The organism is Pseudochrobactrum sp. sp1633 (genome assembly GCF_030376605.1).
In the GTDB taxonomy this organism is placed as follows: domain Bacteria; phylum Pseudomonadota; class Alphaproteobacteria; order Rhizobiales; family Rhizobiaceae; genus Pseudochrobactrum.
The window spans coordinates 125153-148177 of the sequence record NZ_JARRAE010000008.1 but is presented as its reverse complement, the minus strand read 5'-3'; the positions used below and the strand labels follow the sequence as shown (position 1 = coordinate 148177).

At 50.7% G+C, this 23025-nt stretch carries 24 protein-coding genes and 1 pseudogene; 13 read left to right on the top strand and 12 right to left on the bottom strand.

The window, feature by feature from the left end; genetic code table 11:
- Positions 1-4 precede the first annotated feature (4 nt).
- Positions 5-895, bottom strand: a pseudogene (locus P8H26_RS11255) (alpha/beta hydrolase); the annotation flags it as partial.
- 211 nt (positions 896-1106) lie between these two features.
- On the opposite strand from P8H26_RS11255, the gene P8H26_RS11250 reads away from it, so the two are divergent.
- Positions 1107-2144, top strand: coding sequence for a DUF4105 domain-containing protein (locus P8H26_RS11250; RefSeq protein ID WP_289633095.1), 1038 nt, complete (start codon positions 1107-1109; stop codon positions 2142-2144).
- Between the two features lie 45 nt (positions 2145-2189).
- Here P8H26_RS11250 and P8H26_RS11245 read toward each other — a convergent pair whose 3' ends face one another.
- Positions 2190-2537, bottom strand: a complete 348-nt coding sequence (locus tag P8H26_RS11245; RefSeq protein WP_075657046.1) for a RidA family protein — start codon at positions 2535-2537, stop codon at positions 2190-2192.
- A 287-nt stretch (positions 2538-2824) separates the two neighbouring features.
- Here P8H26_RS11245 and rpmH point away from each other — a divergent pair, with 287 nt between their 5' ends.
- The 5 genes from rpmH to argB all read left to right on the top strand — a co-directional run bounded on the left by rpmH (position 2825) and on the right by argB (position 7176).
- A complete protein-coding gene (gene rpmH, locus P8H26_RS11240) occupies positions 2825-2959 on the top strand; it encodes a 50S ribosomal protein L34 (RefSeq protein WP_113945134.1) in 135 nt (44 codons plus the stop codon).
- Positions 2960-3039: 80 nt separating this feature from the next.
- Complete coding sequence (gene rnpA / locus P8H26_RS11235) at positions 3040-3342, top strand: ribonuclease P protein component (RefSeq protein WP_289633094.1); 303 nt, start codon at positions 3040-3042, stop codon at positions 3340-3342.
- Positions 3343-3547: 205 nt separating this feature from the next.
- A complete protein-coding gene (yidC, locus tag P8H26_RS11230; RefSeq protein ID WP_289633093.1) occupies positions 3548-5398 on the top strand; it encodes a membrane protein insertase YidC in 1851 nt (616 codons plus the stop codon).
- Between the two features lie 141 nt (positions 5399-5539).
- Entirely contained in the window at positions 5540-6232 is a 693-nt protein-coding gene (gene yihA, locus P8H26_RS11225) for a ribosome biogenesis GTP-binding protein YihA/YsxC (protein ID WP_374708285.1), read from the top strand.
- Positions 6233-6288: 56 nt separating this feature from the next.
- Positions 6289-7176, top strand: a complete 888-nt coding sequence (gene argB, locus P8H26_RS11220) for an acetylglutamate kinase (RefSeq protein WP_289633092.1) — start codon at positions 6289-6291, stop codon at positions 7174-7176.
- 176 nt (positions 7177-7352) lie between these two features.
- On the opposite strand, the gene P8H26_RS11215 is transcribed toward argB, so the two are convergent.
- Entirely contained in the window at positions 7353-8258 is a 906-nt protein-coding gene (locus tag P8H26_RS11215; RefSeq protein ID WP_289633091.1) for a DMT family transporter, read from the bottom strand.
- Positions 8259-8404: 146 nt separating this feature from the next.
- On the opposite strand from P8H26_RS11215, the gene P8H26_RS11210 reads away from it, so the two are divergent.
- Together P8H26_RS11210 and P8H26_RS11205 are read left to right on the top strand one after the other, a co-directional pair.
- Positions 8405-9103 carry a pyrimidine 5'-nucleotidase gene (locus tag P8H26_RS11210; protein ID WP_289633089.1) on the top strand — a complete coding sequence of 233 codons (699 nt, stop codon included), beginning with the start codon at positions 8405-8407 and terminating at the stop codon, positions 9101-9103.
- Position 9104: 1 nt separating this feature from the next.
- A complete protein-coding gene (locus P8H26_RS11205; RefSeq protein WP_289633088.1) occupies positions 9105-9995 on the top strand; it encodes a DUF817 domain-containing protein in 891 nt (296 codons plus the stop codon).
- A 56-nt stretch (positions 9996-10051) separates the two neighbouring features.
- Here P8H26_RS11205 and P8H26_RS11200 read toward each other — a convergent pair whose 3' ends face one another.
- The gene (locus tag P8H26_RS11200) at positions 10052-10891 is read right to left on the bottom strand and encodes an LOG family protein (protein WP_289633087.1); all 840 of its coding nucleotides are present in this window, start codon (positions 10889-10891) and stop codon (positions 10052-10054) included.
- A gap of 236 nt (positions 10892-11127) precedes the next feature.
- On the opposite strand from P8H26_RS11200, the gene dapD reads away from it, so the two are divergent.
- Positions 11128-11982 carry a 2,3,4,5-tetrahydropyridine-2,6-dicarboxylate N-succinyltransferase gene (dapD, locus tag P8H26_RS11195; RefSeq protein ID WP_289633086.1) on the top strand — a complete coding sequence of 285 codons (855 nt, stop codon included), beginning with the start codon at positions 11128-11130 and terminating at the stop codon, positions 11980-11982.
- Between the two features lie 174 nt (positions 11983-12156).
- Here the strand turns inward: dapD and P8H26_RS11190 are convergent, their stop codons facing one another.
- Both P8H26_RS11190 and P8H26_RS11185 read right to left on the bottom strand, forming a co-directional pair.
- Positions 12157-12372, bottom strand: coding sequence for a hypothetical protein (locus P8H26_RS11190; protein WP_289633084.1), 216 nt, complete (start codon positions 12370-12372; stop codon positions 12157-12159).
- Between the two features lie 122 nt (positions 12373-12494).
- Positions 12495-12716 (bottom strand): hypothetical protein, encoded by a 222-nt coding sequence (locus P8H26_RS11185; RefSeq protein ID WP_289633082.1) that lies wholly within the window; start codon positions 12714-12716, stop codon positions 12495-12497.
- A gap of 415 nt (positions 12717-13131) precedes the next feature.
- On the opposite strand from P8H26_RS11185, the gene dapE reads away from it, so the two are divergent.
- Together dapE and P8H26_RS11175 are read left to right on the top strand one after the other, a co-directional pair.
- Positions 13132-14319 (top strand): succinyl-diaminopimelate desuccinylase, encoded by a 1188-nt coding sequence (dapE, locus tag P8H26_RS11180; protein ID WP_289633120.1) that lies wholly within the window; start codon positions 13132-13134, stop codon positions 14317-14319.
- Between the two features lie 150 nt (positions 14320-14469).
- Positions 14470-15066, top strand: a complete 597-nt coding sequence (locus P8H26_RS11175) for a hypothetical protein (RefSeq protein WP_289633081.1) — start codon at positions 14470-14472, stop codon at positions 15064-15066.
- Between the two features lie 45 nt (positions 15067-15111).
- Here the strand turns inward: P8H26_RS11175 and truA are convergent, their stop codons facing one another.
- From truA to def, 4 genes are read right to left on the bottom strand one after another with little or no spacing between them, the layout of a single operon-like run.
- Positions 15112-15867 carry a tRNA pseudouridine(38-40) synthase TruA gene (truA, locus tag P8H26_RS11170; RefSeq protein ID WP_289633080.1) on the bottom strand — a complete coding sequence of 252 codons (756 nt, stop codon included), beginning with the start codon at positions 15865-15867 and terminating at the stop codon, positions 15112-15114.
- Positions 15868-16395 (bottom strand): GNAT family N-acetyltransferase, encoded by a 528-nt coding sequence (locus P8H26_RS11165; protein ID WP_289633079.1) that lies wholly within the window; start codon positions 16393-16395, stop codon positions 15868-15870. It lies immediately after the preceding gene.
- Complete coding sequence (gene fmt, locus P8H26_RS11160) at positions 16392-17327, bottom strand: methionyl-tRNA formyltransferase (protein WP_289633078.1); 936 nt, start codon at positions 17325-17327, stop codon at positions 16392-16394. The genes P8H26_RS11165 and fmt overlap by 4 nt, the downstream gene beginning before the upstream one ends.
- Positions 17328-17371: 44 nt before the next feature.
- Positions 17372-17905: a peptide deformylase gene (gene def, locus P8H26_RS11155; RefSeq protein ID WP_289633077.1), complete on the bottom strand. Its 534-nt coding sequence runs from the start codon at positions 17903-17905 to the stop codon at positions 17372-17374.
- 178 nt (positions 17906-18083) lie between these two features.
- On the opposite strand from def, the gene P8H26_RS11150 reads away from it, so the two are divergent.
- Positions 18084-19310 (top strand): DNA recombination protein RmuC, encoded by a 1227-nt coding sequence (locus tag P8H26_RS11150; RefSeq protein ID WP_374708284.1) that lies wholly within the window; start codon positions 18084-18086, stop codon positions 19308-19310.
- A gap of 349 nt (positions 19311-19659) precedes the next feature.
- On the opposite strand, the gene P8H26_RS11145 is transcribed toward P8H26_RS11150, so the two are convergent.
- Together P8H26_RS11145 and lepA are read right to left on the bottom strand one after the other, a co-directional pair.
- Positions 19660-19911: a SelT/SelW/SelH family protein gene (locus P8H26_RS11145; protein WP_289633076.1), complete on the bottom strand. Its 252-nt coding sequence runs from the start codon at positions 19909-19911 to the stop codon at positions 19660-19662.
- Positions 19912-19981: 70 nt separating this feature from the next.
- Positions 19982-21790 (bottom strand): translation elongation factor 4, encoded by a 1809-nt coding sequence (lepA, locus tag P8H26_RS11140; protein ID WP_289633075.1) that lies wholly within the window; start codon positions 21788-21790, stop codon positions 19982-19984.
- A 245-nt stretch (positions 21791-22035) separates the two neighbouring features.
- On the opposite strand from lepA, the gene P8H26_RS11135 reads away from it, so the two are divergent.
- Positions 22036-23025: a complex I NDUFA9 subunit family protein gene (locus P8H26_RS11135; protein WP_289633074.1), complete on the top strand. Its 990-nt coding sequence runs from the start codon at positions 22036-22038 to the stop codon at positions 23023-23025.

The following is a 23025-nucleotide window of genomic DNA, read 5'->3' as shown; positions in this document are numbered from 1 at the left end:
CCTGTGACATCGCAGGTGCGCCATCCGGCCCCTGCCCTGAAAGCCATGCTGTCACCAGCGAAACATCCTTGTCACCAATCATATGACCGGCTTTGACCACCCGCGCATCAACCTTAGCACCGCTGGTACGCAACAGGCCTGAAAGTGCAGGCGCAAAAGGCGCATACATCTTGTCATCAGCGCCTGTCACCACCAGAATTTTTGCTTTGCTAAGATTTGCAACCGGCGTCTGATCCAGCACCGGCATAGAGCGCATCAGCACAGCCTTTTTCACCAGATCCGGATGCAGCATCATCGTTGCCGCCAGCAGATTGGCACCATTGGAATAACCGACAAATGTTGTGCGGCTCAGATCAATCTGGTCTTCATCGGAAAGTCGGGTCAGAAACTTGACGAATGCGTCAGCTTCGGTGCGCACATCTTTCTGGTCGAATTTTACCGGTGTAATACGGGCATACCAGCGGGTACGGCCTTCCTGCAACACACGACCACGAATGCCGAGCAATGTGGCACGCGGCCAAACTTTCTGCGCGAAAGGGACAAGGCTCGCCTCATCACCGCCGGAGCCATGCAGCAATACAATCGTTTCACCGCTGCCGTTTTCCGGCTTGGTAAAGTGATAGACAAATTTCTGACTGCGCGAAATCGCCTCTTTGACCACCTTGCTCACATCTTTCGTTGTTTCTGCATGATCCGCCTTAGGATTACGCATCGTAACGCCCGCGCCCGGAGCCGGTGTCATTGTATCTGATTTTTTTATAAATGCCGCATTGCCCGAAGACATCGTTGCAGGCGTCAACAGGTCCTCCTGCGCATGAACAACCAGCGGCAGAATGGAAACCAGCGAAACTGCCAGAACGGCAGAGCCCAAAAAGGAGAAGTATTTATTTACCATACGAGAAGTTTTGCCGGACAAACATTAAAAAAATCTAACAAAGCGATAAATTCATGCACTGCACGTCATTTTTAAGAGCATGTTGCTGGGTTTGTCTAATGTTCAAACACGGCGAAAACATGCCACTCATAACTATCACAACTTATTGCACGATGATAAGCATTTTCGGCAAATACTATAAAGCACTCTTGCCAGACAAAACCGGAGCCTCATGGCCTATAATCCAGCTTTGATTTTTTTAACCTTTCTGGCTCAGGCTTTTGTCAGTCTGCTCGTTATTCTGATAACGATATGGGGCAGTCTGGCTCTCTATTATCAACTTTCAGAATCGCGCGTATTCAATGCGGTTATCATCGGCCTGTGGGTCTTGATTGCCCTTGCCGCACTCAGCACAATCTGGTTCGCCGATCTTTACCAGTTTCGCAAAGCGCTCTTTATCGTATTTACGCTTGTATTCGCGGTACTGCTCATCTGGTGGCACAGTATTAAACCATCGCTGAACCGCGACTGGGCACCGGAAGTCGCCCAAACCGTCACGGCTGATTTCAAAGGGGATCAGGTGCGCCTCAATCATATCCGTGATTTTGACTGGCGTACGGAAAAGGATTTTACCGCCAACTGGAAAAGCGCTGATTACGATCTGAACCAAATCAAAAGCGTCGATCTGTTTTTATCCTATTGGGCAGGGCCTGCGATTGCCCATACATTGGTCAGCTTCGGGTTTGAAGACGGGCGGTATGTCGTATTCTCCGCAGAAATCCGCAAAAAACGCGGTCAGGCCTTCTCAGAAATCGGTGGTTTTTTCAAAGATTTTGAACTGGCAATGATTGCGGCAGAAGAAAGCGACATCGTTTACCTGCGCACCAATGTGCGCGGAGAAAGAGTGTATCGCTATCATGTGGATATTGCGCCGGAACAGGCGCGTCAGCTTTTCAGACTGTATACTGATACTGCCAATCGCCTGAGCAAAGACGCAGGTTTCTACAACACGCTCACGGCGAACTGCACGACAGTTGTTTTTGACATGGCACGGATACTCGATCCATCGATAGCACTCGATTACCGTGTGCTGCTGTCCGGTTACTTGCCTGAATATATGTTTGAAAAAGAGCTGATTCTGACACCGGAGACAAATACGCAGTCTATGCGTCTCAATGCGGATATCAGTGCGCAGGCTAAAGGCAGTCGCGAAGGCTACTCACAGCGCATCCGCACAGCTCCAATGCCGCAACCGGTCGCCGCAGAATAGAAAAATCCGGTGCCGCATTCATATGAACGCGGCACCAGTAGAATATTAGTCGAGAGCAGCAGTTACGATGAACTCTACTTTGTAGCCCGGTGTCGCCAGATGCGCAGAACCGGTTGCGCGAGCCGGTGTGTTTGCAGGATCAACCCATGCTTCCCAAACTGCGTTCATTTCTGCGAAGTCTTTCATATCATCCAGCCAGATAATGGTCTGAAGGATCTTGGACTTGTCGGTACCGGCAACAGCCAGCAGACGATCAACTTCAGCCAGTGCGGTTTTGCACTGTTCAGTCACGCTTGCATTTTCTGTACCAACCTGACCGGCCAGATAAACAGTGTTACCATGTACAACCGCACCGCTCATACGCTTGCCGGATTCGAAACGCTTAACAGACATAGTTCTTCCTCTCATTGTAAATTCGATAAAGCCTTATAGTCATCAAACTGCGCCAAGACTATTTGCAGCGGATAATAAAACAGAAAACAGCACATATTTTTTCAGAATAATCAGGAATATCCTCAAACCAGCCGAATATTCCGCTGCATTCTTGACTCAAAACCTGCCTGCATCTATAAGCCGCCCCACGTTCAGGCATTATATGCAGGTCTTTAACAGACCGCGCCCGAACCAGCTCCTGTTAAAAAACAGACTTAAGAAGGGCCGCACACCGCGGTATTAAACAAATGAAGCGCACATATCAGCCATCTAAACTCGTCCGCAAGCGTCGTCACGGTTTCCGTACACGCATGGCTACTCCAGGCGGTCGTAAAGTTATTGCAGCCCGCCGCGCACGCGGTCGTGGCAAGCTTTCTGCATAATTGTTGCTCCGCGTGAAGCGGTGACACAACAAGCAAAAAAGCAGACCAAAACACTCCGCCTTCGAAAGAGAGCGGAGTTTTTGGCCGTTCGCAGTGGCGAAAAACGTCGCGGCAAATATTTCCTTATGGAAGTCAAACAGCGCGACGAAGAAACCAGCAAACAGGCAAAAACCGGTGATAGTCCGCGTATCGGCTTCACGGTTACCAAGAAAAACGGCAATGCAGTTATCCGCAACCGTATTCGCCGCCGCCTGAAAGCTGCCGCTGCCCTCAGCGAGGCTGCAATGGCTTCGCAAACCGATTATGTCATAGTTGCACGCAGGGAAGCCTTAAATGCCCCCTTCAGCGCACTGACCAGAGAACTTACCAAGCGGTTTAAATAGCTGCTTCACAAAATAGGCCTGAATTATATTGTCTCAGCGTTCGCTTTTCTGAACCGCTCGTATTATAAGGCAGGCACTTAACTCTGACAGGTATGGGGCATAATCTGCACAACGCTCTGTCAGCCAGCATATTATAAGTAAGGCAATGCAGCCCTGTCTGCACCTGCCTTTCCTGTAATGAACTGACAGGAACCAGGACCCGTCAATGGAAAAAAATCGTAACTTCTTTCTCACCATTGGTCTGTCTATTCTGATTCTCACGCTCTGGCAGGTGTTCTATCTGGGACCGAAGACTGAGGCTCAGAAAGAACAGGCACGGATTGAAGCGCAGAATAATCAGATAGCGCAGACACCTGCCGCTAATGGTGAAACAGCTGCGAATGTGCCACAGGGCAATGTACCTCAGGGCAGCATTCCGGGACAGACAACAGAAACTCCGGCAGCACAACCGCTGACCCGTGAGGTTGCTGTGTCCCAGAACAAGCGCATCAGCATTGATACACCGCGCGTCAGCGGCTCGATCAATACTGTCGGTGCGCGCCTTGATGATCTTTTCCTGAAAGATTACCGCGAAACTGTTGATCCAAAATCCCCGGAAATCGAACTGCTTGCTCCTTCAGGCATGAAAAAGGGCTATTTCGCGGAACTCGGCTTCTCCGGTAATGATGCAATCGGTACTGTTCCTGGTCCTGCGACCGAGTGGAATATTGAAGGCAATGACAAACTCACACCTTCAACACCGGTAACACTGACTTATGCCAATGAAAAAGGCATCCAGTTCAAGCGCGTGATTTCGGTTGACGAGAACTATATGTTCGCCGTCGAAGACACCATCACCAACCCGACGGATGCTGCAGTTTCCCTCAGCTCCTATGGTCGCGTGACCCGCTTTGAAAAACCTGAACATGCCAGCGGCACCTATGTGCTGCATGAGGGTCTGATCGGCGTTATCGGCGATCAGGGCTTGCAGGAAATTTCCTATTCCAAGATTGAAGACAACAAGAACATGCCGCTTGCAAAAGCAACAGGCGGCTGGCTCGGCATTACTGACAAGTATTGGGCTGCGACACTGATTCCGCCGCAGAACGAAACTTTTGAAGCGCGCTTCTCGCACTTCACAGACGGCCGCGCCCGTTATCAGGCTGATTTCCTAAGTAGCCCTGTAACCATTGCTGCCGGTCAGAATGCTGTGATCAAAAATCACATCTTTGCCGGTGCCAAAGAAGTTGCCAAGATCAAAACATACGAAGAAAAGCTCGGCATCAAGCAGTTTGAACTGCTGATTGACTGGGGCTGGTTCTACTTCATCACCAAGCCGATGTTTTATCTCATCGACTGGATTTACAAATTCTCCGGCAATTTCGGTGTCGCCATTCTGGTCGTAACCGTTCTGCTGAAGGGATTGTTCTTCCCGCTGGCCAATAAGTCCTACAAGTCGATGGCCCGCATGAAAATGATGCAGCCTGCTATGCTGGAAATCCGTGAAAAATATGCGGATGACAAGGTTAAGCAGCAGCAGGAAATGATGCAGCTTTACAAGCGCGAGAAGATCAACCCGCTGGCCGGTTGCTGGCCGGTTCTGGTACAGATCCCAGTCTTCTTCGCGCTGTATAAGGTTCTCTATGTCACCATCGAAATGCGCCATGCGCCGTTCTTTGGCTGGATTCACGACCTTGCTGCGCCGGATCCAACATCAGTGTTCAATCTGTTCGGCCTGCTGCCTTGGGATGTCCCAACCTTCCTTATGGTTGGTGTATGGCCGCTGATCATGGGTATCACCATGTTCCTGCAGATGCGCATGAACCCGACACCGCCGGATCCGACACAGGCTGCAATTTTCACATGGATGCCGATCATTTTCACATTCATGCTCGCAGCATTCCCGGCCGGTCTGGTTATCTACTGGGCATGGAACAACACATTGTCCATCCTTCAGCAGGGCATGATTATGAAGCGTCAAGGCGCGAAGATCGAACTTTTTGACAATCTGAAAGGAATGTTCAAAAAGAAAGAACCTGCAGCACCGGTGAAAACTGACAAGCCTGCCAAGAAATAAAACAAACAGAAAGCCCCCTCTTCGGGGGCTTTTTTATGCCTGACAGAGCTTTGACGGTTGACAAAAGCCACCGAAAGCTCAATGCCATAAAGAACAGTGTTATCACCCTATGACACGACCATAAGCCACAGGAAGAATTGAGTGACCGAAGCAGAACTGGCCGTCGCAAAAGAAGCAGAGAAATATGCAGCACTTGTTGCCGAGGGTAAGGCTCTCTTCAACAAGCGATGGATTTTTATCCGCGGCGTACCGTCCATGAAATTTCTGCCGCCGGAAGGTCCTACAGAAATTGCATTTGCGGGCCGCTCCAATGTTGGAAAATCTTCGCTGATCAATGCAATTGTCGGCCAGAACGGTTTGGCACGCACATCCAATACACCGGGCCGCACGCAGGAACTCAACTACTTCGTGCCGGATGGTTATTCCGGTGAAAATGGTGATCTGCCGCCTTTGGCACTCGTGGATATGCCGGGCTATGGTTTTGCAGAAGCACCGAAATCTATGGTTGATGCATGGACGCGGCTGGTCTTTGATTACCTGCGCGGCCGCACCACGCTGAAACGCGTTTATGTGCTGATTGATTCCCGCCACGGCATTAAGAAGAATGATGCCGATGTGCTGGATCTGCTGGATAAAGCCGCAGTTTCCTACCAGATCATTCTCACCAAAATCGACAAGATCAAGGAAGCAGGCGTACCGCGCCTGATGGAAGAAACGCAGAAAGCGATTGCGCGCCGTCCGGCAGCATTTCCGCAAATTCTTGCCACATCCTCTGAAAAGGCGATGGGCTTTGATGCAGTGCGCGCAGCTATTGCCCTTCTGATCAAAGAATAAAAATCCCTACAATTTGACAATCCGCTCACATAACCCTTCATGCCGTGGAGTGCTCCATGACCGCGACGAGCCCAGAAATTCAAGCACAACTCCTCTCCGCCGCCCTGCCCTTCATGCAGCGCTACGAGAACAAAACAGTCGTCGTCAAGTATGGCGGTCATGCTATGGGCGATCCAGCATTAGGCAAGGCTTTTGCCCGCGATATCGCACTGCTGAAACAATCCGGCATCAACCCGATTGTTGTACATGGCGGCGGCCCGCAGATTGCAGCGATGCTCGGCAAACTCGGCATCGAATCCCGCTTTGAAGGCGGCCTGCGCGTTACGGATGAAAAGACGGTTGAAGTGGTTGAGATGGTTCTCGCCGGTTCAATCAACAAAGAAATCGTAGCGATGATCAATGCCGAAGGCGAATGGGCAATCGGCCTGTGCGGCAAAGACGGCAATATGGTTTTCGCTGAAAAGGCGCATAAAACCTATCGCGATCCGGATTCCAATATTGAGCGCGTGCTTGATCTGGGCTTTGTCGGCGAGCCGGTAGAAGTTGACCGTACATTGCTTGATCTGCTGGCACGCTCAGCGGTTATTCCGGTGATTGCACCGGTTGCACCAGGTCGTGACGGCAATACCTATAATATCAATGCGGATACGTTTGCCGGAGCCATTGCCGGTGCGCTGGCAGCAACACGTTTGCTGTTCCTCACCGATGTGCCGGGTGTTCTGGATAAGGACAAAAACCTGATCAAAGAACTGTCGGTCGCCGATGCGCAGGCTTTGATTGCGGACGGCACGATCTCCGGCGGCATGATCCCGAAAGTGGAAACCTGCATTGAAGCCATCCGTCGCGGTGTGGAAGGCGTGGTTATCCTCAACGGTAAAACCCCGCACTCGGTATTGCTGGAGCTGTTTACGGAACGCGGTGCCGGCACTCTTATTGTGCCATAAATTAAGAAACACATTGATCGTGCCTTAATTAAAAGCGCCTATTAAAAATCCCGCAAATTGCGGGATTTTTCTTTGAGCATTTCCAGCAAAAGTGGGAACCGCCTACGCGGAAAATCAGTTCACCGGACTGATTTTTTACCCGCTTCGATGCGTAGGATAATGCGCGAAAAAATGTCTTACTGCCATAGTAACAAGAACAGGATGCCGGTTACGATCAGGATACATCCGGCTACTTCCATGCGGTTAATGCGTTCTTTGAAAATGAACACCGCTGAGATGAAAGTGAAGATCAGCTCGATCTGCCCCAGTGCGCGCACATAAGCCACCTGCTGCAAAGCCATTGCTGTGAACCAGCCCATCGAGCCAAGCACGCTGGATAAGCCAACAAGCGATGATGAGCGCCATGATTTCAGCACCAGCACGATCTCGCTTTTGTCTTTCATCAGCATCCACACCAGCATAAAAACCGTCTGGAATGTCGTTACACAAGCTAGTGTCACAGCAGCCTGCATAATCGGATTCGGACCATCCAGCGACAAAGCCGCAGAACGATAGGCCACAGCGGAAATCCCGAAGACACCACCCGATGCAATGCCAATCAGCGCAGTACGGCTGACCAGCGCTTTAAACAGATTGCCCCAGCTCAATGGCATACGCGCAACGGAAATCAGCATCACCCCCAGCACACCAACAATAATGGCGAGAACCGCGCCGGTTGTCAGGCGCTCGCCCAGCAGGATGAGACCGAAAATTGCCGCCTGTACCGGCTCGGTCTTGGAATAGGCTGTACCGACAGCAAAATTGCGCAGGGTGAACAGATAAACCAGCATGATGGTTGCAAAAATCTGTGCCAGACCGCCGACAATACTCCAAAAGATGAAAGTGCCGTTGATCTGCGGCAGGGCGAAACCTGCGAAGACATGCAGCCCGAGCACATAAAGGATAGCAATAGGGAAACCATAGCCAAACCGCACAAAGCTTGCGCCTCTGGTTCCAAGCTTGCCTTGCAGCTTCTTTTGCAGTGTTGTGCGTACATTCTGCATAAAGGCAGCGGCAATCGTAATCGGTATCCAGAGTTCCATGATTTATGCTGGCTTTTCTGTTCTTGGTAAATATATCAGGCTCTGTTTGCCCTGCCCCGCCGTTAAATACAAGCCACCTGCCTCAGGCTGTTTGCCTCAGCAAAATAAAGGCTGATCTTTAGAAAACTTCATGGCATAACCGATCCATGACCAATTTACCTGATCCGCACCACTTCGCCCATGTCACTGACTGGGTTTTTGATATGGATAATACCCTTTATCCGCACGACACCAATTTGTTCTCCCAAATTGATGTACGGATGACAGCTTATGTTTCAGAACTGTTGCAGCTGCCACGCGATGAGGCGCGCAAGGTGCAGAAACAATTCTATCAGCAATATGGCACGACGCTGAAAGGCCTGATGGAATGTCACAAAATTGACCCCGACGACTTTCTCGCCAAAGTACATGATATTGATTATACGTGGCTCAAGCCCGATCCGCTACTCGGCGAGGCCATTGCCCGCCTGCCCGGCCGCAAATTTATCTACACCAACGGCGATCGTAAACATGCTGAAAATGCTGCGGCACAGCTTGGTATTCTCGACCGCTTTGACGATATTTTCGACATTGTTGCAGCACAACTGGTGCCGAAACCGGAGCGAGCACCCTATGAGCTGTTTTACAAACAATGCGGGATCAACCCGCAAAAAGCGGCAATGTTTGAAGATCTGGCGCGCAATCTCACAGTGCCCAAGGCCACAGGCATGCGCACGGTTTTGATTGTGCCAAACAATTTTGAACCGGATTTCAGTGAAATTTGGGAAAGCGACCCTGCCTTTACCGACAGCGTGGATTTTGTCACGGATAATCTGACAGAGTTTCTGACCGCACTACACCCGTAATATGCAGAAACCAGTTTCCGGCGTCCGCCGCTATACCTCACTTGAGAGCCGAATTGATCATGTCGCGCACCGGTTACTTGATCGGTTGCCGCAACACGGCATCTCCGGCGCTCTCGTTGAATTTCTGGTCTTCGGACTAAAACAGGCATGGGCATGTCTGTTCGGCGGTGTGATGCTCGGGCTGATTATTCTCAGCAAATATCTCTGGGCTGACGGTTCTGCCCTGCCACAACTGATCACCCGCTACGATTTTTTGTTTCTGTCAGCCGTCACAATTCAGGTGCTGATGTTACTTTGCCGGCTGGAAACCCTGCGCGAAGCCAAAGTCATCCTGATTTTCCATATTGTCGGCACGGCAATGGAAGTTTTCAAAACCCATATGGGATCGTGGATTTATCCGGAAGAAAATCTCTTCCGCATTGGTGGCGTGCCGTTGTTTTCCGGTTTCATGTATGCGGCTGTCGGCTCCTATATGGCGCGGATCAACCGGATATTTGACATTCGACTGGCCAATTATCCGCAGCTACCGCTCACCTTTGCACTCGCCACCGGCATTTATATCAATTTCTTCAGCCACCATTATTTACCGGATATGCGCTGGCTGCTTTTTGGCCTGACGGCACTGATGTTCTGGCGCACCAGCATGCATTACCGCGTTTTCCGGTTCCGTCATCGTATGCCACTGCTGCTCGCATTTTTCCTGACATCCCTGTTTATCTGGATTGCAGAAAATATCGGCACATGGTCGCGCGTCTGGCTCTATCCGGGGCAACACGACCAATGGGTACCGGTCTCACTATCCAAGCTCGGCGCATGGTACTTGCTGATGATCATTTCCGTCGTGCTGGTGACGATTATTCATCCGCCGAAAAAGCCCGACGCTCAGCAATAAAAAACGCCGGTGTCTTTATCAACACCGGCGTCTTGTAAATTTTCATAGTGCTGAACTTACAACTTGTAATGCTCTTTCACCACATTCCACGCTTCTTCAGCTGTATCCACATAATGGAAAAGCTTCAGATCTTCCGGTGAGATTGTCCCCTGTTCAGACAAATACGGAATATTGATCGCCTTGGTCCAGAATTCCTTGCCGAACAGCACTAAAGGCACGCGTTCCATACGGTCTGTCTGCATCAGTGTGAGTGTTTCAAACAACTCATCCATCGTACCGAAACCACCCGGAAAGACTGCAAAAGCCTTGGCACGGAACAGGAAATGCATCTTGCGCAGCGCGAAGTAGTGGAAGTTGAAGCACAGTTCCGGCGTCACATAGGCATTTGGTGCCTGCTCATGCGGCAGCACAATGTTCAAGCCGATAGACGGCGCACCAATATCAGCGGCACCGCGGTTGCCTGCTTCCATCACACCCGGCCCGCCACCTGTGACAACCACAAATTCACGATAATAGGTTGAAGCAGAATATTCCGAACAGCGGCGGGCAAATTCCCGCGCTTCTTCATAATAGATAGAATTGGCTTCGAGGTTCTTTTTCTGAACTTCGTTTTTGGCAGCCCATGCTTCACCACCCGGTTCAGGAATACGCGCACCGCCGAACAGCACAACGGTGGATTTAATACCGCGCTCTTCCATAATCATTTCCGGCTTCAGCAATTCAAGCTGCAAACGGATCGGGCGCAATTCACGCTTGGTCATGAACTCGGCGTCGCTGAAAGCCAGTTTGTAGGCAGGCGCGCGGGTCTGCGGCGTATCAGGCACAGCGGCCACACGTTTCACAGTTTCACCGGAGTTACTGAAAGGTGTCCAGCCGTCTTTCTCAAGCGGATTCATGCAATATCATCCTGTTCTTGCTGAACCGACGCATCACAGCGCGCGACCGGTTCGTTCTTTATGTATATTGGAGGCATATAGTGCAAAAGCGGCAATGCCAAGATTGACCCTATCTCAAGCATAGCCTAATCATTTGCCGAAAATATTTCGTAATCCGAATATTTCGTCGTTTGTTTCGTCTTATCGCCGAAATAAATCCGGATTAATCCCTATTTTAACGCCTCAGGAGCAGTAATATGTCTCAGCCTGATCTGTCAGCTCTCGAAAAAATTATCACAAAAGCTTTTGACGAGCGCGACAATGTATCTGTGTCAACCACCGGTGAAATCCGCGATGCCGTTGTGCAATCTTTATTATTGCTGGATCAGGGCAAAGCACGCGTCGCGGAAAAACAGGCTGACGGCAGCTGGCATGTCAATCAGTGGCTGAAAAAAGCGGTACTGCTGTCATTCCGCCTGAACCCGATGGAAATCATCAAAGGTGGCCCGGGTGCATCCGTTTGGTGGGATAAAGTAGCGTCCAAATTTGATGGCTGGGGTGCAGATGAGTTTACACAAGCCGGTTTCCGCGCTGTGCCAAACTGCGTCGTCCGTCACTCAGCCTATATCGCGCCTAATGCCATTCTGATGCCGTCTTTTGTCAATCTTGGCGCATATGTCGGCGAAGGCACAATGGTTGATACATGGGCAACCGTCGGCTCCTGCGCCCAGATCGGCAAGAATGTGCATCTGTCCGGTGGCGTTGGCATTGGTGGCGTTCTAGAGCCGCTACAGGCAGAACCAACCATCATCGAGGATAATTGCTTTATCGGTGCGCGTTCAGAAGTCGTGGAAGGCTGCATTATCCGCGAAGGCTCGGTTCTCGGTATGGGTGTCTATATCGGCAAATCCACCAAGATCGTCGATCGCGCAACGGGCGAAATCTTCTATGGTGAAGTACCGCCTTATTCGGTTGTTGTGGCCGGTACAATGCCAGGCAAACCATTGCCGAACGGCGAACAGGGCCCAAGCCTTTATTGTGCGGTTATCGTGAAGCGCGTTGATGAAAAAACCCGCTCCAAAACCTCGATCAATGATTTGCTGCGCGATTAATAGCAGCCTTAGAAGCGTATCCCCGAAAAGGGGACACCGCTTTCGGATAAGATACGTGTAAAAACAAATAGATAGAGCATTTTCTATGATTCAATATATTCTGGAAATGCTCTAGAAAACAGAAAAAGCGACGGATCAAAAATCCGTCGCTTTTTATTTTAGACCGAACCGGTTTTAGCGGCGGGTGCTCAAAGGTGAGTTATCACCAAAGCCGTTTGCTGAACCATCTGTATAGGTTTCAGTCTGTGTGCTTTTTACGACTGAATTGGTAACCACAGGTGTCTGATCGGCACCATAAAGGTTGTCAGGCGTACCAACATTTGGGTTTTCAGCAAAAGCAACACCGGCAGTCATAGCAAGAGCGGCAACAGTCAAAACAATCTTTTTCATTTTCATTTTCCTTAAGTAGGCCGGTCATTCAAAGGCAGGAACAATGGGAGGTCTGTTCATTTATGTGCGTGAATGATCGGCAGTATGTTTAACAATGATATTCGGAGGTCTATTGTGTGAAATCAGCCGTTATGGCTTTGTGGCGCATGGTCGCCAAAGCCGTTAGCGGAACCGTCTGTATAAGTGGTATTTCCCTGAAACAGGGTCTGGATCGCAACAGGAGCAGCAATCGGTGTCTGATCATTGCTGTACAGATCAGCAGGAATACCAACATTCGGGTTTTCAGCAAAAGCTGCACCGGCAGAAAGAGCAAGGGCAGCCACAGTCAAAGCAATCTTTTTCATTTTCATATTCCTCGTTCAATTTAGGTGAACGTGCTTGGGAGAAGCGCCGTTCCGATGACCTTGAGATAGGAGCCATCGTTTATAGTTTCAACTCACATAAAATTTACGAAACTCTCAAAATTGGAACACAATTACGCGGAAGAAAAATATTTGTTTTTTAAAAAACAAATAATTACAAATAGTTATAATAAAAAATATCTGAAAATACCAAAATACAGACCTTTATCGTTCTCAAAAAGCAAACAATCTGTATCTCTTATAGTTCACAAAACGTAGACAATGACGTTTTTCTCACAAAAATATTACCATCCGAGTATACCACTTTTTTGCTCCCTAAACACATTGTTGTGAGAACTTTCAGGGCTAAACCGAAATTCAGGATGCGTCTGCAGAAGGCATCTGCTACTCCTTGAGCATGATGACCACATTTGACCCCGCAGAAAATCTCTCCACCCTTATTCGCTGCCCGTCTGTTACACCGGCAGAAGGCGGCGCACTCAGCGCACTCCAGACGATGCTGGAGCCGCTTGGCTTTCATATTGACCGTCCCGTCTTCACAGAAGAAGGCACACCGGACATTGAAAACCTCTATGCGCGCCTCAATGGTACAGGGCCGCATCTGATGTTTGCCGGTCACACAGATGTCGTACCGGCGGGCGATTTGTCTCTCTGGAAACATCCGCCATTCAGCGCTGCAATCGAAAACGGCGAACTCTACGGTCGCGGCGCTGTGGATATGAAAGGCGGCATTGCCTGTTTTGTTGCGGCAACGGCGCGTTATCTGAAAAAATATCCGGACCGCAAACCGAATATCTCCTTTCTGATTACTGGTGATGAGGAAGGCCCTGCGATCAACGGCACAGTTAAACTGCTGGAATGGGCAAAGGAAAAAGGCGAGAGCTGGGATGCATCGCTGGTCGGCGAGCCGACAAATCCTGACCGTCTGGGCGAAACTATAAAAATTGGCCGCCGCGGTTCGGTGACAGGCACAATCACTATTTACGGCACACAAGGCCATGTTGCCTATCCGCACAATGCCGATAATCCTGTGCGTGGTATCATTACCCTGCTGAACAAGCTGTTATTGCCTGCCTATGATCATGGCACTGAGAATTTTCAGGCCACCAATCTGGAAATCACCTCCATTGATGTCGGCAATCCGGCAACCAATGTTATTCCGTCCAAGGCGGCAGCTGCGTTCAACATTCGCTTTAATGACAGCTGGACAGCGGAGAGCCTGCAGGATGAAGTCACACGCCGTCTGAGTGAAGCCGCACAGGACGACCAGTTCAGACAAGGTAAATCCGATCCAATTCGCTATGAGCTGGAATGGAGCGAACGTCCGAGCCATGTTTTCCTGACCCGCAACGATAAGCTGATCAATGCGCTGAACGGTGCCATTCAGTCCGTAACCGGCAAACAGGCCAGCCTCTCCACTTCCGGCGGCACATCAGATGCACGCTTCATCAAGGATTATTGTCCTGTAGTGGAATTTGGCCTTGTCGGCCAGACGATGCATATGGCGAATGAACGCACTTCACTGCAGGATCTTGAAAGTCTTACTGCAATCTATGAAAAATTTCTGGAAGATTTTTTCGGCTAAAGCGTATCCCAAAAGATGAATAGACAGAGCATTTCCAATGTTTCAATTTAAACCGGATATGCTCTGATTAATCCCCACAGCATCAGACACATATGCCTGATGCTGTGGTCGCAAGTAAAATACCGTCACCCGCCGTTTATACAGGTTGCCATGCCCAGTTTTGAAGAAATTCAGTATTACTTCTCTGCAGTCTGGCGGACTATGACCGGCCATCCGGAAGCGCTCAATGATCTCAACACCGATGCCGATGGTTTCTGGCGTTCCTTTTATGCTCTTCTGATTGCACTACCGCCCATGCTGATCGGCTGGGTAGAGATTGCCGCACGCCTGACTGACGGCAATGACGATGCGGCATTGCGCATAATGAGCACAGCCAAGCTCGGTTTGATTGATACAACCGTGTGGCTGCTGCCCCTGCTGATTATCGGCTTTCTCAGCCGCAGCCTCGGGCTTGAACGACGTTTTTCGACCTATGTGGTCGCAACCAACTGGACCACAGCTTTATTTGCCTGGGTCTATGCGCCGCTTTCTTTTTTGAACCTGCTGCTGCCGGATCTCTCCACTGTATTTGCGGGCATCGGCTTTGGTCTGTTTCTGATCACTTTAGGTTTAAGCTACAGGCTCACCCGCGCAGCTCTGCAAAGACCGCACAGTTTTGCGGCACCCTTTTTCATTTCCGTGGTGCTGGGCAGTATAATGCTGACAATTATCCTGCAAAGTCTGGCAGGGTTTATGCCTGCCGCATAGACGCAAATTTACGCCTGCATTACAAACCGCAGGCTCATGCCTGCATTACAAAATTGATGAGTAATCCGCACCGATCATGTAAAGACCATGCGCAGGTGCTACAACACCGCAGGCTTTGCGGTCACGCGCTTCCAGCGCCGCTATCAGATCATCATTGGTCCAGCGGCCTGAGCCAACCTCGCTGATACTCCCGACCAGTGAGCGTACCTGATTATGGAGAAAAGAGCGCGCAGAGGCGCGAACCTCAATCAACTCACCATGACGCTGCACATTCAGCAAACCCAGTGTTTTGACAGGGCTTTTGGACTGGCATTGCACTGAGCGGAACGTGGTAAAATCATGTGTACCGATTAGCAACTGCGCGGCTTCCTGCATGGCATCCGCATCAAGCTTTTTCGACACCCACCAGGCGCGGCTGGCTTCCAGCGCCAATGGCGTGCGCCGGTTGATGATGCGATAAATATAATGCCGCCCGAGCGCACTGAACCGCGCGTCAAAACGATCCGGTACCTTTTCCACGTTGAGCAGATACACGCTGTCTTTCGCCTGCGTCAGATAGGCATTCACCGCATCACGGATTTTGGATGCCGCCCAGTCTTTCGTCAGATCAACATGTGCGGTCTGCTGAAAAGCATGAACACCGGCATCGGTGCGCCCTGCGGCACCCAGCGAAGTGCTGTCGCCACAAAATTTAAAGATAGCCGCTTCAATGGCGCCCTGCACGCTCGGCGCATTATCCTGCCGCTGCCATCCGGCATAGGGTGAGCCATCATACTCTACTGTCAGGCGATAACGCGGCACTCAATTTTCTCCAAATGCGGAAGCATAAATCAACCGCCCCTGATGCGGCAGATCGCGATGATTTTCGCTCAGATATCTCGCCTGCAGATAATGCGCAGGATAATTACTTTCAAATCCTGATGCCAGTTCAAGACGATAGCCAAAGCGTCCGTAATAAGCCGGATCACCCAGAACAATGCTTAAACCTTCTCCGGCTTTCGCTAATTGCTCATGGGCCTCTGCGATTAAAGCACGCCCCACTCCTGCCCGCTGCATCTCCGGCAACACAGCCAGCGGCGCTAAAGCGACGGCAGGCGTACGGCCGTCAGCATGTTCAATCCATACTCTGGAAAACAGAATGTGACCGGTCACATGACCATTGGCTTCAGCGACCAGTTCTAAAACAACATCACCATCAGCAACCAGCTTGCGCACCAGTGCAACCTCGTCATTCCCGTTAAAAGCAGCAGCAATCACACCATCAATCAAAGAGCGGTCTTGCTCTTTGGCCGGCCGGATATGCAGTTGCTTTACAGGAGACTGGCTCATGGCAGAATTGTCCCCGTAACGAGTTTAACGCCATTACAAAACTCTGTGCTATTCACCGGTTTGCCACCAGCCTTTTGCACGAGTGTTAGTGCAACCGCGCCGTCACCGCAGGCAATCACCAACTGACCGTCCAGCACTTCACCGGCTTTACCGGCACCATCCGTCAACACTGAGCGCAGCACTTTAACGCGCTCAAGCTGACCGTTGATTTCCGTTTCGCACCATGCGCCGGGAAACGGGCTCAACCCGCGAATACGGTCGTGCACTGCCTGAGCCGGTTGCGACCAGTCAATGCGAGCCTCTGCCTTGTCGATCTTAGCGGCATAGGTCACGCCCTCTTCCGCCTGCGGATTGAGTTTGAGACTATCGCGCTCCAATGCCGCCATCGCGCGCACCATCAGATCAGCACCGGTGATACTCAAACGATCATGCAATTCCCCACAGGTCATATTTGGCGTAATAGTGATTTTCTCAACCATCGCAACAGGGCCGGTATCCAGCCCTTCATCCATTTTCATGATCATCATGCCGGTCTCTTTATCGCCAGCCATAATCGCACGCTGGATCGGCGCTGCACCGCGCCAGCGCGGCAGCAGCGAGGCATGACCATTATAACAGCCAAGTTCCGGCGCTTCGAGAATAGCTTTCGGAAGCAACATGCCATAGGCAACAACAACAGCCACATCGGCGTTGAGATCACGGAAAATCTGCTGCTCTTCTTCGCCTTTCAGGCTTTTGGGCGTGAAAACAGGAATGCCGAATTCTTCAGCCTTTTCATGCACCGGCGATTTCGTCAGCTCCAAACCGCGACGACCAGCTGGGCGCGGTGGCTGACTGTAAACAGCCACGATTTCATAGCCCTGTCCGATCAGCGCTGTCATCACCGGAACAGAAAATTCCGGTGTGCCCATAAACACAATACGTAATGACATAGACTATCCTAACTAAACTCTCTGTCCGCAACCCAACCTAAGCTTCAGATCTTTTTGCCCGAAGCAGGCTCATGTGCCTTGGCCAGTTTTTTGAACTTCTTGATCACCATATCCCGCTTCAGCTTGGAAATATGATCAATGAAAAGCACACCGTCCAGATGATCAATCTCATGCTGCAAACAGGTTGCCATCAGGCCTTCGGCTCTGATTTCTTGCGGCTTGCCTTCAATGTCCTGATAGTTCACGCGCACCGTGGCAGGGCGCTCTACTTCCGCATAATAATCCGGAATAGAAAGACAGCCCTCTTCATAGCTGCTCGGCTCGTCAGAACGCTCCACAATCACCGGATTAATAAAGACATGCGGTTCAGGCGTATCGCCTTCTTTTGCCAGATCAATTACTACCATGCGGATCGGTTCTGCCACCTGAATTGCGGCCAGACCAATACCCGGCGCATCATACATCGTCGCGAACATATCATCGGAGAATTTGCGCAAATCCGCATCGAAACGCTCAACAGGCTTGGAAACCTGACGCAATACCGGATCAGGAATAAAAATAATCGGCTTAATGGTCATCACATTTATCCGGCGTTGCAAATGATTGAAAATATCTGACACCCGCATAAGCAGGCACAATCGGAATAGTGACCGATCTAATCTCTCCGCCCTCTGCCGTCAATAATCTACATGGGGTGAATAAAAATCTGTTCACGTTTTATTCTTGTATTTACTGCGAATCGTGTAATCTTTGATCATGGAAACATTATCTGCCTCAGAAATACCGGCATCCTTTGCGGATGCTCTCGGCCTTACCCCTGTGCAATTCTTACTGGCAGCGGGCGGCTTTGTGCTGCTGATTATTCTCTTGATGATATGGTTATCCGGCCGTAACAGCAGAGCTATGCTGCATGTACAATTCCAGTCCGAGGAGCGGGCGCGCGAGGCAGAAATGCAGATGCAGTCAATCCTGAAAAGTCAGGCGGAAATGCAAGGCCGCATGCAGACGATGGCAGAGCTTTTCGGTGCAAGGCAGGCAGAGCTGAACAAATCCATCCGTGACCGGCTGGACGGCATGACCAATCATCTTGGCCGCAGCATCCATGAACAAACCCGCTCAACCCATGAAAATTTAAGCAAGCTGCAAGAGCGGCTGGCGGTGATCGACACCGCGCAGAATAATATCCAGTCACTCGCCGGTCAGGTTGTGCAATTGCAGGCTATTCTCGCCAATAAACAGACGCGCGGCGCATTCGGCCAGTCGCGGATGGAAGCTATTATTGCCGATGGTTTACCAATGGGCGCCTATGAATTTCAGGTAACCCTCTCGAATGGCATGCGTCCTGATTGTCTGGTGCGGATGCCCAATGGCACGGCCTCATTAGTGGTTGATGCCAAATTTCCGCTGGAAAACTGGAACGCGCTCAAAGCCTCCGAAACGCCGGAAGCAAAACGCCATTATGAGCAGCTTTTCCGCGGCGATATGGAAGTGCATATTCGTGATATTGCCGCTAAATATTTCATCAGCGGAGAAACGCAGGATACGGCCTTTTTGTTCGTACCGTCGGAATCAATTTTCGCGGAAATCCATGAGAATTTTGAGGTTATCATTCAACGCGCGCATCGCTCACGCGTCGTCATTGTCTCGCCCTCGCTATTGATGCTCTCCATTCAGGTGATCCAATCCGTACTTAAAGATGCGCGAATGCGGGAGCAGGCACATCTCATTCAGGGCGAAGTTGTACGCCTGATGGATGATGTAGGGCGCCTTGATGAGCGGGTGCGGAAATTACAAACCCATTTCTCACAGGCCAGCCGCGACATTGATGATATTCTGATCTCCTCATCCAAAGTCACGCGCCGCAGCGCAAAGATCGAAGCACTGGAACTGGGCGACAATCCAGACAATCACGAGCAGAAAAAGGCTTCTGAGCAACCTACATTACAACAAAACGGTATCTCCGGTGCGCCGCGTTTTTTATAACGCTTTGGCTATCCGGAATCTATCTCTGAAAACGAGATTATAAACCCTTGCAAGGCAGGCACTAAACCCCGTTCAAGCCATCTCAAATCTTTATTTTATGCAGTAAAATTAACTATTGAAGCTATCTGCCGCGTAATAAAAAAATGCACAACCAATGGAGCAGACCGGCGCAACCTGCCAATACCCACTCACCAGCACGGCAATGATACCGGAATCTCAGCATGAAACATTGTTCGCAAACCCTTGCCTGACCAATAAAAAAGCCGGACACATAATGCATCCGGCTTTAATTTAACAATAAATTTCAGATAGTTATGTCTTTATGCCTTACATAAAGGCCAAAGCCTGATCAGGCTTTTACCGCTTCACGGATACGAGCGACAAGCGCATCAGTTTCCGGAAAGCCATTTTCGCTTTTACGATCCCAGACCACCTGATCATTCAGGCGGATAATGTAATTGCCGTCGCTGCCCGGAATAAGCGCAATCTCACCGACTTCATCGCCGAATGCCTGCAGCAATTCCTGTGCAGCCCATGCCGCACGGAGCATCCAGTTGCACTGGATGCAATATTCAATGGTAATACGTGGTTTAGTCGTCATTTTTTAAAATCCTGAATTTAATTAAAACAAACCCGCCGGAAGGCGGGTCTGCTCGAAATCTCTGAAGTGATTATTCATCGCCCATTTTAAGCGCCTGAATAAAGGCTTCCTGCGGAATTTCCACGCGGCCAAACTGGCGCATACGCTTCTTACCTTCCTTCTGCTTTTCCAGAAGTTTGCGCTTACGCGAAACGTCACCGCCGTAACACTTAGCCGTTACGTCTTTACGCAGAGCCGAGATGGTTTCACGCGCAACGATACGGCCGCCGATAGCAGCCTGAATCGGAATTTTGAACATATGCTGCGGGATCAGCTCTTTCAGCTTTTCACACAGTACACGGCCACGCTTTTCAGCCGCAGAACGGTGCACCAGCATCGAAAGCGCATCAACCGGCTCGTCATTGACGAGGATCGACATTTTAACCAGATCGCCTTCTTTATATTCCGACAGGTTATAGTCAAATGACGCATAGCCTTTGGAAATCGACTTCAGGCGATCATAGAAATCGAACACCACTTCATTGAGCGGCAGTTCATAAGTCACCATCGCACGCGGGCCGACATAGGACAGATCAACCTGAATACCACGGCGTTCCTGACAGAGTTTCAGGATCGAACCCAGATATTCATCCGGTGTCAGAATGGTCGCTTTAATCCACGGTTCTTCAATGGAGGTGATTTTCACCACATCCGGCATATCCGCCGGATTGTGCAGTTCCTTCACCGAACCGTCTAGCATGTTCATGCGATAGACAACCGAAGGTGCTGTCGCAATCAGATCAAGATTAAACTCGCGCTCAAGGCGCTCCTGAATGATTTCAAGATGCAAAAGCCCAAGGAAACCGCAGCGGAAACCAAAGCCCAGCGCTGCCGATGTTTCCATCTCGAATGAGAAACTCGCATCATTGAGACGCAGCTTGCCCATTGCGCCGCGCAGATCTTCAAAATCTGCGGCATCCACAGGGAACAATCCACAGAACACAACCGGCTGTGCCGGTTTGAAGCCAGTGAGCATATTGGTTGTCGGGCGCTTATCTTCGGTGATCGTATCACCAACGCGCGTATCCGCCACTTCCTTGATCGAAGCAGTAATAAAGCCAAGCTCGCCCGGCCCCAGATCTTCAACAGCCACCATCTTCGGCGTGAACACGCCAACGCGCTCCACCGGATATTTGGCGCCTGTACCCATCATACGAATGGTCTGGCCTTTTTTCAACACACCATCGATGATGCGCACCAGTACGATCACACCAAGATAGGTGTCGTACCAGCTGTCAACCAGCATGGCTTTCAGCGGTGCATTGCGGTCACCTTCTCTCGGCGGCGGCAGACGATTTACAATCGCTTCCAGCACATCCGGAATGCCGATGCCGCTTTTGGCGGAAATCATAACAGCATCCGATGCATCGATACCGATCACATCTTCAACCTGTTCCTTCACACGATCAGGGTCCGCAGCCGGCAAGTCGATCTTGTTCAGCACAACAACCAGATCATGATTATTGTCGATTGCCTGATAGACATTGGCCAGTGTCTGCGCTTCCACGCCCTGTGAAGCATCAACCACCAGCAGCGAGCCTTCACAGGCCGCCAGCGAGCGGGAGACTTCATAGGCAAAGTCAACGTGCCCCGGTGTATCGATCAGGTTGAGAACATAGTCCTCACCATTATTCGCACGATAATTCAAACGCACGGTCTGCGCCTTGATCGTGATGCCGCGCTCGCGCTCGATATCCATCGAGTCGAGCACCTGCTCTTTCATCTCACGATTCTCAAGGCCGCCGGTCTGCTGAATCAAACGGTCGGCAAGGGTCGACTTCCCATGATCAATATGGGCGACGATGGAAAAATTCCGGATATGGTCAAGTGGTGTGCTCATGCGCGCGATTTAGCAGCAGATTTGCGCAAAGGCAAAGGGGTTTGATGCAAAACAAAGCCGAAAGTGCAATCTTTCGGGGTATGGAGCATTATGTCCCCTTTGCGAAACGGCAAAAAACCAGTAAAGCGGTGCCAAAAGCTGGCAAGCGCGTTGAGCGCTGAGACAATGTATAAAGTTTACTGCGCTCTTGTAAAAACATCCGCGCAGTTATCATGCCGCGATAGGACCGGCGCAGGAGACAGGTCATGGACACGCAAACGCTTAATCACCGCACAACACCAAAGCTGGTCACAGTTTTCGGTGGCTCAGGTTTTGTCGGGCGCCATGTGGTTGATGCGCTGGCACGACGCGGCTACCGCGTTCGCGTTGCTGTGCGCAAACCGGAAATTGCTTATTATATGCAGCCGCTCGGCAATGTTGGACAGATCCAGCTGGTACAGGCCAATATCCGTCATCGCTGGTCAGTTGAACGCGCCGTTCAGGGTGCTGACTATGTTGTTAATCTGGTTGGTATTTTATCTGAAGGCGGCAAGCAGCGTTTCAACACCGTACACGCCATTGGTGCAAAACATGTGGCTGAAGCAACGGCTGCTGCCGGTCTGCCACTGCTCCATATGTCTGCACTCGGTGCAGACCTGAAGAGCGCCGCAGAATATGCCCGCACCAAAGCTGAAGCTGAACGTCAGGTACTGAGCGTTAAACCGGATGCAATTATTCTGCGTCCGAGTGTAATTTTCGGCCCTGAAGACCAGTTCTTCAACAAATTCGCCAGCATGTCCCGCTTCTCGCCATTCATGCCACTCATCGGCGGCGGCAAAACGCAGTTCCAGCCGGTCTATGTCGGCGATGTGGCTGAAGTGATTGCACGCAGCGTTGAAGGTAAGCTTCAGGCAGGCAAGGTCTATGAACTGGGTGGTGCGGAAGTATTGACATTGCGCCGCTGCATGGAAATCTCGCTGGAAGTGATCGGCCGTAAGCGCGCCTTTATCAACCTGCCTTGGTGGGTTGCCGGCTTGCAGGGCAAAATCCTCGGCCTGTTGCCAAACCCGCCACTGACCAGCGATCAGGTTAAACTGCTGAAAAGCAACAATGTGGTTTCGCAGGAAGCCGCTGATGCCGGTCTCACACTGGAAGGTCTGGGCATCAAACCACAGGCGATTGATGCGATCCTGCCATCCTATCTGTGGCGCTACCGTGCTCTGGGCCAGTATGACAAGGCAAGCCTTGCCCGTTAA

Excerpts from the sequence above, each read along its gene's own strand:
- P8H26_RS11250 (WP_289633095.1), top strand. The coding sequence starts at position 1,107 with ATGGCCTATAATCCAGCTTTGATTTTTTTAACCTTTCTGGCTCAGGCT.
- P8H26_RS11245 (WP_075657046.1), bottom strand. The coding sequence starts at position 2,537 with ATGTCTGTTAAGCGTTTCGAATCCGGCAAGCGTATGAGCGGTGCGGTT.
- rpmH (WP_113945134.1), top strand. The coding sequence starts at position 2,825 with ATGAAGCGCACATATCAGCCATCTAAACTCGTCCGCAAGCGTCGTCAC.
- yidC (WP_289633093.1), top strand. The coding sequence starts at position 3,548 with ATGGAAAAAAATCGTAACTTCTTTCTCACCATTGGTCTGTCTATTCTG.
- argB (WP_289633092.1), top strand. The coding sequence starts at position 6,289 with ATGACCGCGACGAGCCCAGAAATTCAAGCACAACTCCTCTCCGCCGCC.
- P8H26_RS11215 (WP_289633091.1), bottom strand. The coding sequence starts at position 8,258 with ATGGAACTCTGGATACCGATTACGATTGCCGCTGCCTTTATGCAGAAT.
- P8H26_RS11210 (WP_289633089.1), top strand. The coding sequence starts at position 8,405 with ATGACCAATTTACCTGATCCGCACCACTTCGCCCATGTCACTGACTGG.
- P8H26_RS11205 (WP_289633088.1), top strand. The coding sequence starts at position 9,105 with ATGCAGAAACCAGTTTCCGGCGTCCGCCGCTATACCTCACTTGAGAGC.
- P8H26_RS11200 (WP_289633087.1), bottom strand. The coding sequence starts at position 10,891 with ATGAATCCGCTTGAGAAAGACGGCTGGACACCTTTCAGTAACTCCGGT.
- dapD (WP_289633086.1), top strand. The coding sequence starts at position 11,128 with ATGTCTCAGCCTGATCTGTCAGCTCTCGAAAAAATTATCACAAAAGCT.
- P8H26_RS11190 (WP_289633084.1), bottom strand. The coding sequence starts at position 12,372 with ATGAAAAAGATTGTTTTGACTGTTGCCGCTCTTGCTATGACTGCCGGT.
- P8H26_RS11185 (WP_289633082.1), bottom strand. The coding sequence starts at position 12,716 with ATGAAAAAGATTGCTTTGACTGTGGCTGCCCTTGCTCTTTCTGCCGGT.
- dapE (WP_289633120.1), top strand. The coding sequence starts at position 13,132 with ATGATGACCACATTTGACCCCGCAGAAAATCTCTCCACCCTTATTCGC.
- P8H26_RS11175 (WP_289633081.1), top strand. The coding sequence starts at position 14,470 with ATGCCCAGTTTTGAAGAAATTCAGTATTACTTCTCTGCAGTCTGGCGG.
- P8H26_RS11165 (WP_289633079.1), bottom strand. The coding sequence starts at position 16,395 with ATGAGCCAGTCTCCTGTAAAGCAACTGCATATCCGGCCGGCCAAAGAG.
- fmt (WP_289633078.1), bottom strand. The coding sequence starts at position 17,327 with ATGTCATTACGTATTGTGTTTATGGGCACACCGGAATTTTCTGTTCCG.
- def (WP_289633077.1), bottom strand. The coding sequence starts at position 17,905 with ATGACCATTAAGCCGATTATTTTTATTCCTGATCCGGTATTGCGTCAG.
- P8H26_RS11150 (WP_374708284.1), top strand. The coding sequence starts at position 18,084 with ATGGAAACATTATCTGCCTCAGAAATACCGGCATCCTTTGCGGATGCT.
- P8H26_RS11145 (WP_289633076.1), bottom strand. The coding sequence starts at position 19,911 with ATGACGACTAAACCACGTATTACCATTGAATATTGCATCCAGTGCAAC.
- lepA (WP_289633075.1), bottom strand. The coding sequence starts at position 21,790 with ATGAGCACACCACTTGACCATATCCGGAATTTTTCCATCGTCGCCCAT.
- P8H26_RS11135 (WP_289633074.1), top strand. The coding sequence starts at position 22,036 with ATGGACACGCAAACGCTTAATCACCGCACAACACCAAAGCTGGTCACA.